General features: G+C 69.9%; 12 protein-coding genes and 6 pseudogenes. 10 read left to right on the forward strand and 8 right to left on the reverse strand.

What is annotated here, in order from left to right:
- Window positions 1–113 precede the first annotated feature (113 nt).
- A complete protein-coding gene (locus G9373_RS36150; RefSeq protein WP_231137749.1) occupies window positions 114–566 on the reverse strand; it encodes a hypothetical protein in 453 nt (150 codons plus the stop codon).
- 861 nt (window positions 567–1,427) lie between these two features.
- On the opposite strand from G9373_RS36150, the gene G9373_RS36155 reads away from it, so the two are divergent.
- Window positions 1,428–1,631: a hypothetical protein gene (locus tag G9373_RS36155; protein ID WP_054247886.1), complete on the forward strand. Its 204-nt coding sequence runs from the start codon at window positions 1,428–1,430 to the stop codon at window positions 1,629–1,631.
- A 313-nt stretch (window positions 1,632–1,944) separates the two neighbouring features.
- Here the strand turns inward: G9373_RS36155 and G9373_RS36160 are convergent.
- The 5 genes and pseudogenes from G9373_RS36160 to G9373_RS36180 form a co-directional block, all read right to left on the reverse strand.
- Window positions 1,945–2,749: pseudogene (locus G9373_RS36160) on the reverse strand (magnesium transporter); the annotation flags it as partial.
- A 630-nt stretch (window positions 2,750–3,379) separates the two neighbouring features.
- A complete protein-coding gene (dnaJ, locus tag G9373_RS36165) occupies window positions 3,380–4,543 on the reverse strand; it encodes a molecular chaperone DnaJ (RefSeq protein ID WP_167119740.1) in 1,164 nt (387 codons plus the stop codon).
- A gap of 26 nt (window positions 4,544–4,569) precedes the next feature.
- Window positions 4,570–4,770 (reverse strand): annotated as a pseudogene (locus tag G9373_RS36170) (Hsp70 family protein); the annotation flags it as partial.
- A 271-nt stretch (window positions 4,771–5,041) separates the two neighbouring features.
- Window positions 5,042–5,398 (reverse strand): annotated as a pseudogene (locus G9373_RS36175) (hypothetical protein).
- Window positions 5,399–5,512: 114 nt separating this feature from the next.
- Window positions 5,513–5,785: a hypothetical protein gene (locus G9373_RS36180; RefSeq protein WP_005570511.1), complete on the reverse strand. Its 273-nt coding sequence runs from the start codon at window positions 5,783–5,785 to the stop codon at window positions 5,513–5,515.
- 101 nt (window positions 5,786–5,886) lie between these two features.
- On the opposite strand from G9373_RS36180, the gene G9373_RS48365 reads away from it, so the two are divergent.
- Window positions 5,887–6,066, forward strand: coding sequence for an Rv1535 domain-containing protein (locus G9373_RS48365; RefSeq protein ID WP_265147592.1), 180 nt, complete (start codon window positions 5,887–5,889; stop codon window positions 6,064–6,066).
- On the opposite strand, the gene G9373_RS36185 is transcribed toward G9373_RS48365, so the two are convergent.
- Complete coding sequence (locus G9373_RS36185; RefSeq protein WP_346842891.1) at window positions 5,980–10,548, reverse strand: cation-translocating P-type ATPase; 4,569 nt, start codon at window positions 10,546–10,548, stop codon at window positions 5,980–5,982. The two genes, G9373_RS48365 and G9373_RS36185, sit on opposite strands and share 87 nt — an antisense overlap.
- Before the next feature lie 84 nt (window positions 10,549–10,632).
- Window positions 10,633–11,121 carry a hypothetical protein gene (locus G9373_RS36190; protein WP_167119745.1) on the reverse strand — a complete coding sequence of 163 codons (489 nt, stop codon included), beginning with the start codon at window positions 11,119–11,121 and terminating at the stop codon, window positions 10,633–10,635.
- A 111-nt stretch (window positions 11,122–11,232) separates the two neighbouring features.
- Here G9373_RS36190 and G9373_RS45980 point away from each other — a divergent pair, with 111 nt between their 5' ends.
- The 8 genes and pseudogenes from G9373_RS45980 to G9373_RS36225 all read left to right on the forward strand — a co-directional run.
- A complete protein-coding gene (locus G9373_RS45980; protein WP_206033187.1) occupies window positions 11,233–11,433 on the forward strand; it encodes a hypothetical protein in 201 nt (66 codons plus the stop codon).
- A gap of 95 nt (window positions 11,434–11,528) precedes the next feature.
- The gene (locus tag G9373_RS36200) at window positions 11,529–11,816 is read left to right on the forward strand and encodes a hypothetical protein (protein ID WP_167119748.1); all 288 of its coding nucleotides are present in this window, start codon (window positions 11,529–11,531) and stop codon (window positions 11,814–11,816) included.
- A gap of 312 nt (window positions 11,817–12,128) precedes the next feature.
- Window positions 12,129–13,245 (forward strand): annotated as a pseudogene (locus tag G9373_RS36205) (inorganic phosphate transporter); the annotation flags it as partial.
- Window positions 13,246–13,250: 5 nt separating this feature from the next.
- Window positions 13,251–13,513 (forward strand): annotated as a pseudogene (locus G9373_RS36210) (hypothetical protein).
- Between the two features lie 22 nt (window positions 13,514–13,535).
- Window positions 13,536–13,832, forward strand: a pseudogene (locus G9373_RS47025) (DUF3349 domain-containing protein); the annotation flags it as partial.
- Between the two features lie 36 nt (window positions 13,833–13,868).
- Entirely contained in the window at window positions 13,869–14,189 is a 321-nt protein-coding gene (locus tag G9373_RS47030; RefSeq protein WP_039952597.1) for a DUF3349 domain-containing protein, read from the forward strand.
- A gap of 66 nt (window positions 14,190–14,255) precedes the next feature.
- Window positions 14,256–15,602, forward strand: coding sequence for a hypothetical protein (locus tag G9373_RS36220; RefSeq protein ID WP_167119751.1), 1,347 nt, complete (start codon window positions 14,256–14,258; stop codon window positions 15,600–15,602).
- Window positions 15,602–16,635: glutamate ABC transporter substrate-binding protein (locus G9373_RS36225; RefSeq protein ID WP_206033192.1), on the forward strand; the 1,034-nt coding region annotated here is incomplete at its 3' end. The genes G9373_RS36220 and G9373_RS36225, both read left to right, overlap by 1 nt.

Consider the following 16,635-nt stretch of genomic DNA (forward strand, 5'->3'; position numbering starts at 1 on the left):
GGAGGTCCTTTTCTGTGTCGATGTCGATCCGGGCCCGGCGCCGAACGGTGACACCATGCTCGCACCGAGACCCTGACATCCTGTGTCAGGTTTCTCCCGACGATCTGCTCGATTCAGCTCGTGGACCTGTGTCCCAGTGCGGACATTCCGGCATCGAAACTCTCCAGGGCCGCGCCGACCGCCGCGGCGACGGTGACCTCGAAGACCTGATCCTCGGTGGGTCCGGCGGCGAGGAGCCGGCCGATGTCGGTATCGGTGATCGTGTAGGAGGCGTCGCGGACCATCGCGGCGTAGGCCTGCCACGGTTCGGGAAGCGGGTCGCCGGCCGCGGCGGCGGTGCGCAGGCCCGGGTCGGTGACGGCGGGCCTGTTCAACACCGAGTGGCGGAGGTTGGCCACGACATCGTCACTGTCGTCGGGTTTCTCGCCGTCTGCGAGCAGGAAGCCGGGAAAGCGGTAGCCGAAACGGTGCAGGGCGCGGGTACCGCTGTGCAACTGGCCTTCCCGGAGGGTGAAGCCGAACGCGTTGGCAAGGCGGTTGACGATGTTCCACACCAGTAGATGCACTGCCCCTGGTCGCGGGTGTGGACGTCCGGTTTGGCAGGTACGGGTCCGCAACGGCGAGGTGACCCGTCCCGGCGCGCACCGCGAGGTAGGACCAGCTGGCCGATCGGTCGGCGGGATCGGTCAGCGTCCGGGTCTGATACCGGGCCCGCTCGGCGGGCCGGCCGATGGCGGTCAGGGTGAGGTGGACACCGAGGCCACCGGGGAACGCCACGATGCGGACCAGGTCCAGGGTCAGGTGAGTATCGGCGGCCAGCAGCCGGTGGCCGTGCACCTGGACACCGCCGCACGTCGGCGGTGCGATCGCGGGCCAGCGTGATCGGCGCACGGCCTCAATGCTGCATCCTCGCCGTGGCCGCGGCAACGGTGTGCCCGCACGAAATTCCCTGGTCCCGTTCGTAAACACCGGCCGCACCGAAGGCCGCAGCGCGGCGGGCGTAGCTGGTTAGACCGTGGTTAGACCGAGTACACAGCCTGGCCACCGATCGCCGCACCGGGCGAAGATGCACCCGTGCGCCTTGACGCAGCACCCGCCGCGGGGCACGGTGCAGGTGCGGTTCGCGTCTCGGTCGTTCTCGGGATCCGCCACATGCGCCCGCACTGCACCGCCGTCGGAAGAAATGAGTATCCGTGACTGACGTACCAGTCGACTACTCGCCCACGCGCCCTCCTGGGCGGGTCAATACCAATGGATCAAGGCCCATCTCGAGCGAATGGATCACCTCGACCCGTCGCCCGCCCCGGCAGTCGACGACCCCGGCACCGAACGGGTGTGAGGTGTGCCTATCGGCGTTGTCGTGGCCAAGGTGCGAAGAAGACGATCCCCTCTTCGACCCCGCTGCTCGCCGGGGCGGAGGATTTTCCATGACGCGCGATGAAGAGCTGCTGCACATCGACCACGTCATCGACCGCCAAGACGTCCGGTATCCGGATCTGCCCCGGGAGAGCATCGAGCAGGTGGTGCACTCGGCGCACGAACACTTCGCGAACAGGAAGGTGCGCGACTTCGTTCCCCTGCTGGTCGAGCGACTCGCCCGCGAGAAACTCCAGGCGCTGGTGCCGACGTAACCGTGTGGGAGGCCGTCACTCAGTTCACATCGCCGAGAGGCGCGGCTGCACCACCCCGAGCCGGTCGCTCCCACAAGCTGCGAGGCAGCATCTCGGACATGGGTTGCCGCCGCCACGGCCGGGCGGGGGCGGCGCGGGACGTCCTGCGGGCCCGAGACCATGCGGACGCATCGGACCTGATCTGGGCGGACGAACGGGTCGATGAGCTGGTGACCGATCAGTTCCTGCGATGGAACTCATGTCATCTCGGCCGGCCGGCTGGGGCGTGGCATGCGTCCGCCGTGTGTGGAGGCCGATCGGCGCCGGGGCGCTCTCACGTCAGGAACGTGGTGACCGCGAGGTAGATCACGATCGACAGCGGGTCCCGGAGCACGGTGGCCAGCTGCCCGGAGCCGCAGGCCGGGTCCCTGCCGAGCCGATGCAGCAACCAGGGCAGCGTCCATCGCCACCGTCGTGGCGATGGCACTGGCGGACAACACCGCGACCGCAACCGCGGCCGCGAGCTCCCAGTCCCCGGTCATCAGCGCGACCATCGGTGCCATCACCACGCCGAGAATGGTGCCGACCCAGAACCCGGTGAGGACTTCCGGCCCGACGATGCGCCGGATCCCGATCCCGACCGACAGCCCGCGGATCGCCAGGGTCTCGGTCTGGGTGCCGACGGCGTCGGCGAGATAGACGATGCCGGGCACGAAGTAGGCCACCGCCAGGTTGGCGTCCAGCTGCTTCTCGAATCCCGCCATCAAACCCGCCGAAAGCATCGCGCCGAGCAGTCCGACGAGCAGCCAGGGCAGCCGGTGCCACAGCCGACGAACCACCGTCTCGACGCTCGACGCGCGGGCCGCTTCGACCGAGTGCAGGAACCCGCCGAGCCGGGCCAGGTCCTCGTCGTGCTCCTGCGCGAGCACCGTGAGCAGCTGTTGCGGTGCGATCAGACCCCGGAACCGGCCGTCGGCGTCCACCACGGCGAGTCCGGGCTTTCCGTCCTGCGCCGCCTGCCACGCGGCATGTTCCTCGTCGGTGTCGGGTGTCACGGTCGGTGGGTCGGGATCCATGACGGCGCCGATGGTGGCGCCGTCCGGCGCGCCGAGGATCCGCTCGATGACCGCCACGCCGACTCTTGGCGCCTCCGATTCGGCGGGTGCGGCCCGGAGGCCACGAACTGCCCCGCCGCGATCACCGAGGCGACGGACCAGTCGATGATCCCCGGCGAGTCGCGCGGTCGCTTCGCTGAGGAACTGCTCACAGGCCAGTCGCACCGCCTCCCGCTCGTCGAGACGGAGAGACCACCCGTCGATGTGATTGCACACGACGATCATCCCGTCGGCCGTGGCGTGCGTGCGTGCGCGCGACATGGAGAATGTCGTATGTACGGGTGTGGTTGTGTTCCTTCGCATTCGGTGAACGATCGGTTGCGCATCACCGACATAAACTCGGCCAATAAAATTGCAGTCCAATGCATTTCGCTTCGAATGCACAGTTGTTGCGCGGTGCACAGGCGGGTTCGGCCGTTCCCCCGCCTGCACACCGATAGGCTGCTGACCGCGGGCCCGCGATCTCATCGGCGCCCCCGACATCACCACCCGCCGCCTTCTGTGTTGTCCGAAGTCCACCCGGGAGTCATCGTGTCCTACACCTCACTGCGCATTGCCTCGTTCAATCCGCTTGTGGAGCGTGGCCGCCGACCGAACCGCACACCGAACGGGATCGGTGAACGGCAGTTCCTCCCCTGCGGACGGATGTCGAAGTCATCTCTTGCCTGCCCACCCGGCACGGGGGTCGAATCCTGTTGCCTTCTCGGCCTGCGCGTAGGCCCGCAGGGCTTCGGCTGCCGTGCTGTCCAGCTTCGGTGGCACCGTGACCTCGGCTCTGACCAACAGATCGCCCGCCGTGCCGCCGCGTACGGTCACTCCGCGACCGCGAATTCGAAAGGTCCGTCCCGCTGCCGTGCCGGCTGGGATCCTCATTCCGACGTGGCCGTCGAGGGTGGGGACGGAGATCGTTGCACCCAAGGCTAGTTCGCTGAAGGTGACCGGAACCGTGACGGTGAGATCATCGCCGTCGCGGCCGAACACCGGGTCCGTGTTGACGTGCACGCTCACATACAGATCGCCCGCAGGTGCGCCCTGCAGGCCCGGTTCGCCCCGGCCGGGGATGCGGATGCGTTGACCGTCGCGCACGCCGGGCGGCACCCGGACGTTGATCGTGCGGGTGCGATTCCCGATGCCGGCGCCCTGACAGTCCGGGCACGGTGCGTCGACGAGGGTGCCGGTGCCACGGCAGTCGTCGCAGGGTTCGCTGAACCCGAATGCCCCCAGGTTCCGGGTGACCAATCCCATCCCGTTGCAGCGTGGGCATTCTCTCGCGGTGGTGCCGGGCGTGGCGCCGCTGCCGTGACATGCGGTGCAAGTGGAAGTAGTGCTCACTCGAAGTGGCACCACGACGCCTCGGACGGCGTCACGGAAGGGCAGCCGGGTGTCGGTCTCGACGTCGCTGCCGCGCCGTGGTCGTGTGCCGGTGGTCCGATTGCCGGCACGGTTGAAGAGGTCGCCTATTCCGCCACCCGCGGTGGAGGAGGTTGAGCCTCGCGCGAACAGGTTGCCGAAGTCGAAATCGCCGCTGACGCCGGCGCTTCGCTCGCCGGGGTGGAATCGGGTGCGGTCGAAGGGGCCGGCGGTGAACAGCCTGCGTGCCTCGTCGTAGTCCTTGCGTTTGACCGGGTCCGAGAGCACGGCGTGTGCCTCGCTGACTGTCTTGAAGCGGTCCTCGGCTCGGGGGTCCTGCGGGTTGGCATCCGGGTGCAGAGCGCGGGCGAGCCTGCGATAGGCCTTCTTGATCTGCTCGACCGACGCGTTCGAAGGGACGCCCAGGTCGGCATAGAAGTCGCGTTCCAACCATTCCCGCTGCGTCACTGGCCATCTCCTTCCTCCCGCGCTCAGCGGGTGGTGCGGTCAACGTTGGTGACGGGGTGGTTCTTGGCAGGCAGGCCGACTGGCACGTGGCAGTTCTTGGCGCACGCGACGACCGACGAGGTGGTGCGTGAGCCTTCGGTGTTGGCCGGCAGTACGGGCTCGCCGGCCTCCTGTGCAGACACGACCGAGATCGCTGTAACGAGGTCGATGCCGACGGCTCGAGCCATGAGGCCTCCTCGACAGGTGGGGCCCGGCCTCGAATACTGCAACCAACCGTGGACGGCACCAACCTAGCTTGAGTGCATCAGACGCAATTTTCTCCCTACAGAACATCCTGGTCAAGAACCAATTGAGTGTTAGGCGCTCACCTTTTCATTCCTGTTGTCCGCGGGGAACACCCATCGCGCTGGCATGGTCCGGTGCGGTCAGGGAAACCTGTCAAGCAGTCGCTCGGAGCCGGCTCGCCGCGGAAGCAGGCACCCGCTATCGCGTGAGAGTTCAGGTCGGGTCCGGGTCTGGCCCCCGTTCGTGGCAATGACGTTCAGTGAACCGTGCCCGCTGCCGGTCCAGCACGATCACCTTTGCATGATTAGTGCGGTGCTGTTCGCGCGCGATCAGCAAGCGGACGCCGGCCATCTGTCGCTTGAGTGCGGCGGCACGTGCAGCCGAATTCTCGTCGTCGAGGAGGTAGGCGGCGGCGCGGTCGCAGCCGATAAGCAACTATTGGTAGGCAAGTCGCAACCGGCCCCTGCTCGTCGAGGTGGGTGACCGCGATGTTCTCGACCAACTGCAGGGGGAGGCGGACGAGCCGATATTCGAAGCGGAGGAGGACATCGGGAGGGCGCCGAGTGTCACGCGCGGGATCGCAGCCCGGCCGTGACCTGTTGGGGGACAGAACCATAGAGGAACGGTGGACGCACGGAGGCTCCGGGTACACAGCTCGGGCGTTGGTCACTGACCTTTTCGGTATTAGGCCGACTCCAGCGCGTCGCCGACCTCGTGCAGGGTGCGGTGGTGTTCCTCGGCGGCCATGACATGCCCGGCGGCGACGATCACGGCGACGGGCCATTCGATGACCTCGAGTGCCGCGAGGACACCGAGGGCGGCGTAGAACGCCAGGTGCTCGGGCCGGGGGATGCCGACGCTCCCCACGATCGGCAGCTTCACAGCGAAGCTGTCGGCGTGGCGCACGCGTTCGACCGTGTCCCGGTGGGACGGATTGGTGGGTGATTTGTCGGTCATTGCTTGCCTCCGCACTATGTGGGGTTTACCGGGGGTTCGTTTCGGGTGCGCAGGGTGGCAGCGTGGCGAACTCTGTGGTCGATGTGGGTGGAGATCCGGTGGTGTCCGTGGTGGCGCGGGTATTCACGCCGCCGTTGCGGGAGCTGTACGCGCTGCTGGTGCGGGTGGGCGTAATCGAGATCATCGAGCGAACCTCACTCCTTCCACCCGCCGCTGAGGACGTCGACGGGACTGTCCGAGAAGGACAGTGTGTGGTCGTGGTTACCTGCGGTGTGGAGTAGTTCGCGGATCGTGGGGCTGAGCCCCGGTCTCCGGGCGATCAGGTCGGGTGCGATGGCCGCGGTGGCAGTGGCTGCCGCGGCGGATCCGAAGCCTTGCGCCCAGCCGAGCGGGCCCAGGGGCACACAGCCGAGGAACTGGCTCACTCCGGGGGTGCTGATCAACACCGTCATGACGGCAAGGGACCCCACCGAGGTGGTCAGAACGAGGGGGCTGCGCGAGTCCAGCAGAATCTGCCCGAGCTGGGTGCCGATGAGTGCGACCAGGGCGACGGTGGAGGCCCGCCGGGGTCCGCCGGTCAGGCTGGCCATAGCCCAGGCCGCGGTGGCGCCGGCGGCGGTGGTGGTGCCGCGGAAGGCGACGGTGCGCAACAGCGCTGCCTCGTCGGGTCCCCGGGTGGCGACACCGTTGTGGCTGGTGGGGCTGACCGCCAGGGCCGCGGCCGGTAGCGCGTCGGTGAGCATGTTCACCAGCAGCAGCTGGCGGGGGTTGAACGGGGAGCGCCCGGAGACGGCGCTGCCGATCAGGGCGAAGGCGACTTCACCGGCGTTGCCGCCGACGAGGACGGCGACTGCGGCCTGCACCCGCCGCCACAGCTGGCGACCTTCGTCCAGTGCGTCGAGCAGTGCCCCGACCTTGCCGTCGAGGAGGACGACGTCGGCCGCGCCGCGGGCGGGAGCGCTGCCGCGGGAGGCCACTCCGATGCCGACGCTGGCCGCCCGGATGGCGGCGGCGTCGTTGGCGCCGTCGCCGACCATGGCACACACCCGGCCGATCCGCTCCAGGGTCTGCACGATCTGCACCTTGTGTTCGGGGGACATGCGGGCGAACACCCGACGGTCCTCGACTGCCCGCTCCTGTTCGCGGTGCGAGAGGTCGTCCCAGTCGGTGCCGCTGATCACCTGCTCCGGGGTGACCGGCATCCCCAATTCGTCGGCGATCGCGATGGCGGTGACCGGGTGGTCCCCGGTGATCAGGCGGACACCGACATCCTGGTCCAGCAGCGCGGGCAGCAGGCCGACGGCGTCGGCGCGGGGAGTGTCGGCCAGGCCGAGCAACCCGACCGGCTCGAGTCCGTGCTCGGACAGTCGCGCCAAGGCGTCGGGGTCCTCGGCGGCCGCCGCCGCTTCGTCCGTGCTGAGCCCACGCTGGCCGACGGCGATCACCCGCAAACCTGCCGAGGCCATCCCGTGCACCCGCCCCGCGAGCGAACCGTCGGATTCGCCGAAGGACTCGAGCATCACCTCGGGTGCGCCCTTCACCGCGAGATGGGTGCCGGACACCGCGGCGGCGTAGGACCGGCCGGAACGAAACGGCAGGTAGGCCTGCCGGGTCCGGTCGCCCTCGCCCTCGTGCGCGTGTTCGGCGTCGGCGGCGTCCACGATCGCGACGTCCGTGGCGTGATCGGGCGGTCCACCGTTCGATGACCACCCCGTGCGCGCGGCGTAGGACAGTACCTGTTTCCGCGTGAATCCCGGTGCCGGTTCCACGGCGGACACACGCAGCCGGTTCTCGCTGAGGGTGCCGGTCTTGTCGAAACAGACCACGTCGACCCGCCCGAGCGCCTCGACCGACCGCGGGACGCGGACCAGGGCCGCGGACCGGGTGAGCCGGCGGGCGGCGGACATCTGCGCGAGGGTGGCCACCAACGGCAGTCCTTCGGGAATCGCCGCCACGATGACCGCGACTCCGCTGGTGACGGCGGATCGCACGCCGGCGCCGCGGAGCAGACCGATTCCGGTGACGATGCCGCCGCCGCCGAAACTGACCGGCATCGCCCGCCGGGTCAACCGGCTCAGCTGTGCGTTCAGGCCCACCTCCCGCACCTTCGCCGGCGCGAGGGCGGTGGCACGCCGGGTCTCGGTGGTACGGCCGGTCGCGGTCACCAGCGACACGGCGGTCCCGGTCAGCACCGTGGTTCCGGCGTAGAGCATGCAGGTGCGCTCGGCCAGCGGCACACCCGGTGTGGGATCGGTCTGTTTGACCACCGGCAGCGATTCCCCGGTCAGCGCCGACTCGTCGACCTCGACCCCCTCGGCGGCGAGGAGTCGTCCGTCGGCGGGGACCACCTCGCCGGGGCGGACCTCGATGACCTCGCCCGGCCGGAGCCGGTCCGCCGCGATGTCGACGTAGCGGCGGTCGGCCCCACAGTCGGCGGCATCCACCGGGTCGTAGGCGTCTTTGAGCTCGGTGAGCTGGCGTGCCGGCGCATCCTGAACGGCGAGAAGGCGATTCAAGACCTCTTCGGCGCGCAGTCGCTGGGTTGCCGAGATGCCGGCGTTGAGCACGAGAACGGACCCGACGAGTACGGCGTCGATCGGTGAGCCCAGCACCGCGCTCGCCGCGGAGCAGGTCGCGAGGATCGGGGTCAGCGGATCGTCCAGTTCGTCGCGCACCGCGCGGAGAAAGTGCCACGTAGTGGTGACGGGCCGGACGCCGATGCGACCGATTGCCCGTGCGGGTCCGGTGGTGGCGAACCCGGAGTATCGGCGTTTCGGAATCTGGGAGGTGTGGTCGTCCCTGCGCGGCGTGGGGAGCAGCTCGCGCACCTCGGCGGCGGGAATCGCATGCCACTCATGTCCCGGCCGTGGTGCGGGCAGCGGCGCGGTGAGCACGCCCCGGGCCTTCGAGCGACCGACCCACAGACCGAGGGCCGCCCCGGCGGTGACCGGTTCCGGTCCGCTGCCGGGAACACCGGGCAGCAGCAGCAGGGTGCCGAGTGCCGACGCCTGCGCAGAGATCTCGATACCCCGGCGGCTGGCTGTCCGCGCCGCCGGGATCGCGTGCAGGATGCGCCACACCCCGGTCAGGTCGGCGGCCCACAGGTGCGCACCCCACGGCGGTGGAGCACCGTCGCGGGTGACACCGACTCCGACGTCCGCCCGCACGAGGGTCTCGGGTGCCCCCGCCGCGACCACCGCGACTGCTCGACCGTCTCGTTGGAGCTGGGTCACCGCCTCGCGCAGGGTGTCGTCGATCGAGCCGGCCAGCGGGACGAGGCGATTGAATCCGTTGCGCAGTGAGCGGAGGGCGTCGTCGTCGACCGAGACGACCTCGACCTGGGCGCGGCGGGCCTCGGCGACGACCGCCGACGCGTACGGGTCGTGGACCGGGCTGACCAGGACCCGAGGACCGTCATCGGAAGCGTCGTCCAGGGCGGTACCCGCGACGCCGGGCACGGCGGTCACCGGATGCCACCCCGCGGCGAGCCGGCCCTGATTGACCGCGGTGCGGGCCGCTTCCCACACCCGGGTGCGATCCCCGTCGCGCACCCCGAGCACCCGGCTGACGGTCAGCTGCGGGGTGTAGAGGGCGCGAGGGTCGATCACCACCGCACCGACCCGGTCCAGGCGGCGCAGCGCCTCCGGGTGCAGCGGCAACACGTCGTGCCGGTCGGCCAGCCCCCGTCCCAGGGTGGCGGCGAACAGCTCCCGCGCGGACCGGGTCGCCTTGGGGGCGGCCACCAGCGTCGCGATCCCGATGCTGGCGGGGTTGCGGGTCACGGCGCCGAGTGCCACGTCGCCGACCAGGCCCGCCAGGCCGGCGCGTTCGGCGTAGCGCTCAACCAGGCCGGTGGGTGCGACCCGTCGTGGCAGGGATGCGGGTGAGCCGTCGACAGCGGCATGCAGAGCCGGCTCCACGCGTTGCCACGCCCGCCGCGCCGACCACGTCTCCGCGACCAGCGCGCCCCGCAGCGCGGCGTCAAGCGCAAGCGAATCCGGCGACAGAGTCAGCGTGTATACGGTCGCGGTCGCGGTCGCGAACAGCAGATCGGTGGCACCTGGGCCCACCGCCTTCTCCACCCATCCCCGCAGCCGCGGTTGGTAGTCGACCGAGACCACCCCCGATGCCAGGGCGGTCGGCAACCGGGGCAGACGCAGAAATCGCCCGGCCAGCGCGACACCCAAGCCCACGGTCGCGGCCGCGGCACCCACCGCCCGGGCGACCAGCACCACGTCGTCGCCAGGAAGATCGATGGGACGATGATCCGAAATCTTTGTCGCCGTGGCGGTGTCGTTGTCGTCGACAACCCGGCACAACGTCTCCTCGCTGGGACCGTCCGGCCCGGCGGACACCACGATCCGCGACCACGGACGATGCACGTCGGCGGCCTCGACACCCGGAAGGGTGCGGACCGCCGACAGCACCCGGTCGGCCACCTCCGGTCCCTGCGGACCGACCAGCCCACGCACCTCGACCCAAGTGCGCTCGGAACCCGACCCGAATCGCCGTGCCGGGCTCCCCCCGGCCGCCTCACACAGACCACCGGCAGCCGCACGCGCGACCGCCCGAGGAGACGGCGACCCCGCAGCAACGGATGAGGGCGCCCGCAGGAGCACCGACCCGACACCGAGAACGGTCGCCGCCCCCACAACGGTGGTGTCCAGGGCCGTCGCGGCGCCGACACCCGCAGCCCGGGTCCCGGCCCGCAGGCAGCGGCCCGGGATGGCCGCCAGGCCCCTGGCCACTGCTGTCGCACTCACGACAGACCCACCCGGCAGCACCACTACCGCGAACATCGACACCGCCTCACCGAAGTGCGGGTGCGGTGCTCGTGCTCGAGGATTTCACGGCTGCGGCGTCGATCGAACGGGCCGCGCCTTCACAGAGCCGGTCGACGATGTCTTTCCGGCACCGGATGTGCCGGCTGGGCCGGGCGCAGCGGCGGGTTTGTCGGTCGGTCCCGCAGCCTCCACCGATGCCGCCGCGGATTCGGCGGCGCCCCGATCTCCGGCGGTCGACGTGGTCGCCAATGTCGTCGCAGTCGTCTTGCCAGACCGTGCGGCGTGCAGTTGGTGCAGCACCAGCGCGGTGCCGCCCGCCCCCAGGACGATCGGCCACTCGACCAATCCCGCCGCACCGATCACCCCCATCGTCAACAACGCGGCGGGGGTGGAGTGGCTGCCGACCTTGACCCCCTCGCGCACTCCTGTCGCCGCGCCCCGCATACTTCCGGCCACCGCTCCCACCGCGGCACCACCAACGGCACCGGCGGTGGCCGTCACGGCCTCACCCGCTCCCGTGACCAACCGCGTCGTACCTTGCACAATCCCCATGACATCCACCCAGTTTCACTGGTCGCATCAATGCCCACCGCGACTCGGACGCGTGGGCCGAATTCCCCCGGCCGCAAGCCTAATCCTCGGTGAACCTAAAATGAACCACTGGTGTCCAAGGAGTGGGTCCGCATCTCCGGGCGGCGGCAGCTGTGCGTCACAGGAGCGCATCGTCGACGACGATCCCACCTGCACCGGCCAACGACCGGTGGCCGTGGTGGCCGAGAGGAGGTGCGCATGCTCGTCCTGGTCCGTCACGCGCACGCGGGCGAGAAGAAGCGATGCCCCGGCCCCGACGCCGACCACCCCTGAGCACCCCCGGATACTGACAGGCACGCAGCCTCGTCCCCGCGCTGACCGGCATCGAGCTGCAGGCCCTGTTCGCCTCCGGCGCAACGCAGTTCGTAATGAGGTCCGCCGTGACCGAGAAAACGGACACCCGCTCGTCGCACCGGGACACGATGGAACGGGTACGCCGCGGCGAACGGTTCGCCGTGACACTGCCGATCCTGGGGCGCGTGAGCATCCCCCGCCCCAAGCAGCTGGCCTTCTTCACCGACCTCGGCGCCCTCGCAGCGCTGGGAATCATCGACTGGCCCGTCGCCCTCGTCATCGCGGCGGGCCAGGTCCTGGCCTCCGAGCCACACACCCGCTCACCCACCGGACCGCAGTCGCCGGAGACCGCGTCGCCGTAACCGATGTGCACAACCGCGTTTGCACCGGCGCCGACCGAGGTACACCCGCAAGCAGTGGGTTCCCGCCCCGCCAACCTGCCCCAGCCGCCGCCGGAGTCGGCGGCCGCCGGGCGTCGACAGCTCCGGAGCCATTCGATCAGGGCACCATATCGCGCGGGGCACCCACCCATCGAGGAGGCCGCGATGTCCGGTGCAGGTCCCGTCATCGCACACCCCGAAACCGCGTCGGTCGGCAGTCCGCACACCGCGCTGACGCACGCCCGCACCCAGGTGGGGGTGGTTCGCCGGGTCCGCACCGACCAGACTGGAACAGTGAACGCAGAATTTGTCGTTCTTCTTATCGTGGTCGTCACCGCACTGGGTTTCGATTTCACCAACGGATTCCACGACACCGCGAACGCCATGGCCACCTCGATCGCAACCGGGGCGCTCAAACCCAAGGTGGCGGTGACGCTTTCGGCGATTCTCAACCTGGTGGGCGCGTTCCTGTCGGTCGAGGTCGCCGCGACGGTGGCCAAGGGGATCGTCAACCTCGGTGACACCGGTGGGCAGGCGCTGCTGATCATCGTCTTCGCCGGCCTCGTCGGCGGCATCCTGTGGAACCTGCTGACGTGGCTGCTGGGCATTCCGTCGAGTTCGTCGCACGCCCTGTTCGGCGGCCTGATCGGGGCGACCATCGCCGCCCTCGGGATGGGCGGCGTCGAGTGGTCCGGGGTGGTGAGCAAGATCCTCGTTCCGGCGGTGCTCGCACCGGTGGTCGCGTGCCTGGTGGCCGCCACCGGCACCCGGCTGATCTACCGCATCACCGCGAGAGTCGAGGAAAACGCGAAGGAACAAGGTTTCCGCTGGGGGGCAGATCGGGTCGGCCTCGCTGGTCTCGCTCGCGCACGGTACCAACGATGCTCAGAAGACGATGGGCATCATTTTCCAGGCGTTGGTGGCGTACGGCAGCATCACCGCCGACACCGCGATGCCGTTCTGGGTGAAACTCTCGTGCGCCCTCGCGATCGCCCTGGGCACCTACCTCGGCGGTTGGCGGATCATCCGCACGCTCGGGAAGGGTTTGGTCGAGATCACCTCGCCCCAGGGGATGGCCGCCGAGGCGTCCTCGGCCGCAATCATCCTCACCTCCAGCCACTTCGGCCTCCCGCTCTCGACCACCCAGGTCGCGATCGGATCCATCCTCGGCACCGGGATCGGCAGGTCCGGGGCCGAGGTCCGGTGGGGTGTGGCCGGCCGGATGGCGGTCGCGTGGCTGTTCACCCTGCCCTCCGCCGCCGTGGTCGGGGCGGTGTGCTGGCTGATCGCCGACGTGATCGGCGGGCTGCCCGGCGTCCTCGTGGTGTTCGCGTTGCTCCTGATCGCGGCCGCCGCCCTGTACCTGCGCTCGCGCCGCAACCCGATCGACACCTCGAACGTCAACGAGGAGTGTTCATGGACACCGTGGACTCGCTCTGGCAGGTCGTGCTCATCGGCCTGCTCTTCGGTGCCGGCCTGCCCGCCGTCTTCGCGCTCGGAATCCGGTTCCTGTTGCCGGGGGCCACGACGACCGCGGACGGAACGGCGTCACCCGCACACCGGCCGCTCTGTTCGCCGGGTTGGCATGCTTCGCGGTGATCCTCGTCGCGATCGTCGCCGGAATACTCTTCATCATGAAGGACTTCCTCGCCCACGATTTCGGAATCCACATCTCCTGACGCACAGAAAGGACGACCTGTCGTGCATCGGACATCGATCACCGCAGTCCCGGCGAAGGTTCTGGCCTGGGTTCGCGGCGGCTACCCGCACGGGATCCCCCGGGAGGACTACGTCGCACTGTTCGCCGTCCTGCATCGCCACCTCACCGAGACCGAGGTGGGCGAGATCGTCGACGAACTGTCGGCGCCGGCCGGGCACGCCCTCGAGGACGGCAGGATCGACCGCGCCGAGATCGAGGACGCCATCGCCCACCTGGTCCACGAACACCCCGACGACGACGACATCACCCGGGTGGCCTCCCGCCTGGCCGCGGGCGGCTGGCCGCTCGAGTCGGCGCTCGCGGAGAAAACCCCGCTGGTCAAGGCCCTGCCCCCGTTGTTGGCCAGCATCATCGGCTGGCTGCGCGCCGGTTATCCGCAGGGTGTGCCGGAGAACGACTACATCCCGCTGATCGCCCTGCTGCGCCGGCGCCTGTCCGACGAGGAGGTTCGCGAGATCACAGCGGCGCTCGTCGACCAGGGTGACCTCCCGATCGGCAAGCCGGACATCCAGATGATGATCACCAAGGTCACCAACGAGATACCCCTCGACGTGGACGTCGAGCGGGTCCGCGCCCATCTGGTGGCCGGCGGCTGGGCCATCACGGACGACACGCCGAACGACCATCCGCACTGAGTCGCGCTGATGGTCTGATCGCACCGCATCGAACGCTCGGTATCGGTGCGGGGAGGAGGGCATCAGGTGTTCCACCGCGGCAGCACCCTCACCCGCGACGTACACGAGCTGGACGAGTCGATGCTCGTCGAGCCCGAGTCCCGCCGCCCATTCTGGCGGACCTTCCTGGCCTCCACACCGGGCCGGCTTTCGGTGCTGGCGGTGGTCCTCGTCGCGGCCGCGCTGGCGGCGGGCGTGGTGGCGTTGGCGGTCACCGACGCGCGTCAGCGGGAGATCGACACCCTGCGGACACACTCGGAGCCCCTGGCCGACGCGGCCCAGAGCCTCTACAGTTCGCTGTCGATCGCGGACGCCGCCGCGACGACGTCCTTCCTGTTCGGCGGGTCCGAACCAGTTGGGGTGAGAGAGCGCTACAACCAGGCCGTCGGGGACGCCGCCAACGCGTTGGTGACCGCCTCGACCGGCGTCTCCGCGGCGGATGCGGAAGCAGTCGGTCTGCTGTCGGAGATATCGAGGCGCTTCGCCGAGTACACCAGCCTGATCGCCACCGCGCGCGCCAACGACCGCTCCGGAAACCCGGTCGGACTCACCTACCTCGGTAACGCCTCCTCCATGCTGCAGGGCACCATCCTGCCGCTGGCGCACCGGCTGTGCACCGAGCAGTGGACATCGGTGGCCACCACGCAGACGCGCACAACCCGGCTGCCCGTGCTCGCATTCGCGGTGACGACGTCCGCTCTGCTCGGACTGGTGCTGGCGCAGGTGTACCTGGCACGCAAGAGCCGGCGGCTGATCAACCCCGGCCTGGTCGTGGCCGCGCTGCTGATGGCCGGCCTGCTGGTGTGGTCGGTGGCAGCGTTCATGGTGTCCACCGCGGCGGCCGAGCGCGCCCGGACGGCCGGGACGCAACCGCTCAGCGCGCTCGTGACCGCCCGGATCCTGGCGCAGCAGGCGCGGGCAGATGAAATGCTCGGCATGCTGCGGCGAGGGTCGGACTCCCAATCCGAGGTCGACTTCTCCCGGCACTCGACCGTGCTGTCCGAGATACTCGCCCAACACCGGAACACTTCTCGAGGTGGGGTGGCCGACGCTCCGGTCGCCGACGCCGCCACAGCACTCGACGGGTGGCGGGACACCCACACGGTGCTGCAGGACAGACTCGGGAACGGAGACTATCCGGGGGCGGGCGCCCTCGCCGTCGGCCCCGGCGACGACGCGTCCACCGCCCGGTTCGCCGCACTCGATGACGCGTTGCGGTCGGCGATCGACAAGTTGCGGGACGAGGAACGCGAAGCCAGCGACGACGCGTACCGCGCCACGTCGCTGCTGCCCGTGGGGGCACTCGTGCTCGGCGTGCTCTGCGGGTTCGCCGTCGGCGGGGGCATCTGGCCCAGGTTGAACGAGTACCACTGATGCCCCGGCGCGGAATGGAGACGGGGCCAGGGATCGGCCCGCGCCTCGAGCCGGACCACGGGCGTCGAACATCCCGGGCCGGCCGTTTCGCCGGCGCACTCCTGGCCGCCGGGGTGGTCCTCGCCGGGTGCACAGCCCCCGAACCCGTCACGCCCGCCGTCACCGGTGATTACACCGAGCTGTCCCTGCCGACCGGAACGCAGATCATCCCACCCGCGGGCATCGCCCCCGCGGAGCCACCGGCGCCGTCCACCTGCGGCGCGCTGGCCAGCCTGCGCCCGGCCCCGCCCGTCCCGACCGGCGCCCGGCCACCCGGACGGTTGGTCGCCGACATCCTCGAACGGGGCCGGCTGATCGTCGGGGTCGGCCAGGACACCAACCTGTTCAGTTTCCGTGACCCCACCACCGACACCATCACCGGCTTCGACGTGGACGTGGCGAGGGAGGTCGCACGCGACCTCCTCGGCGACCCGGACAAGATCGAATTCCGGCCACTCACCCCCGCCGGCCGCTTCGACGCGCTCGAGAAGAACGAGGTCGACATCGTCGCGCAGACCACCACCATCACGTGTGAGCGGGCCGAGCGGGTGGCGTTCTCCACCGTCTACCTCGAGGCCCACCAACGCCTGCTGGTGCCGGAGGGGTCGGCGATCTCCGGGCCCGCAGGCCTGGCCGGCGCACGCGTGTGCGCCGCCGCCGACACCACCTCCCTCGACACCATCCGCCGAATCCAACCGCAGGCCACGATCGTCGCCGTCCCCGACCTGGCCGACTGCCTGGTGGTCCTCCAACAGCGTCAGGCCGACGCCGCCAGCAGCGACGACACCATCCTCGAGGGCCTCGCCGCCCAGGACCCCACCCTCGAAATCGTCGGTCCACCACTGGAACCCGAGCCCTATGGCATCGGCATCAACAAGACCAACACCGACCTGGTGCGCCGAGTCAACGGCACCCTCGAACGGATGCGCACGGACGGGACGTGGACGACCCTCTACCGACGATGGCTGACCGCACTCGGCCCGCCCCCCGATCC

Source organism: Rhodococcus sp. A14, from assembly GCF_011603105.1.
Lineage (GTDB): Bacteria > Actinomycetota > Actinomycetes > Mycobacteriales > Mycobacteriaceae > Rhodococcus_F > Rhodococcus_F opacus.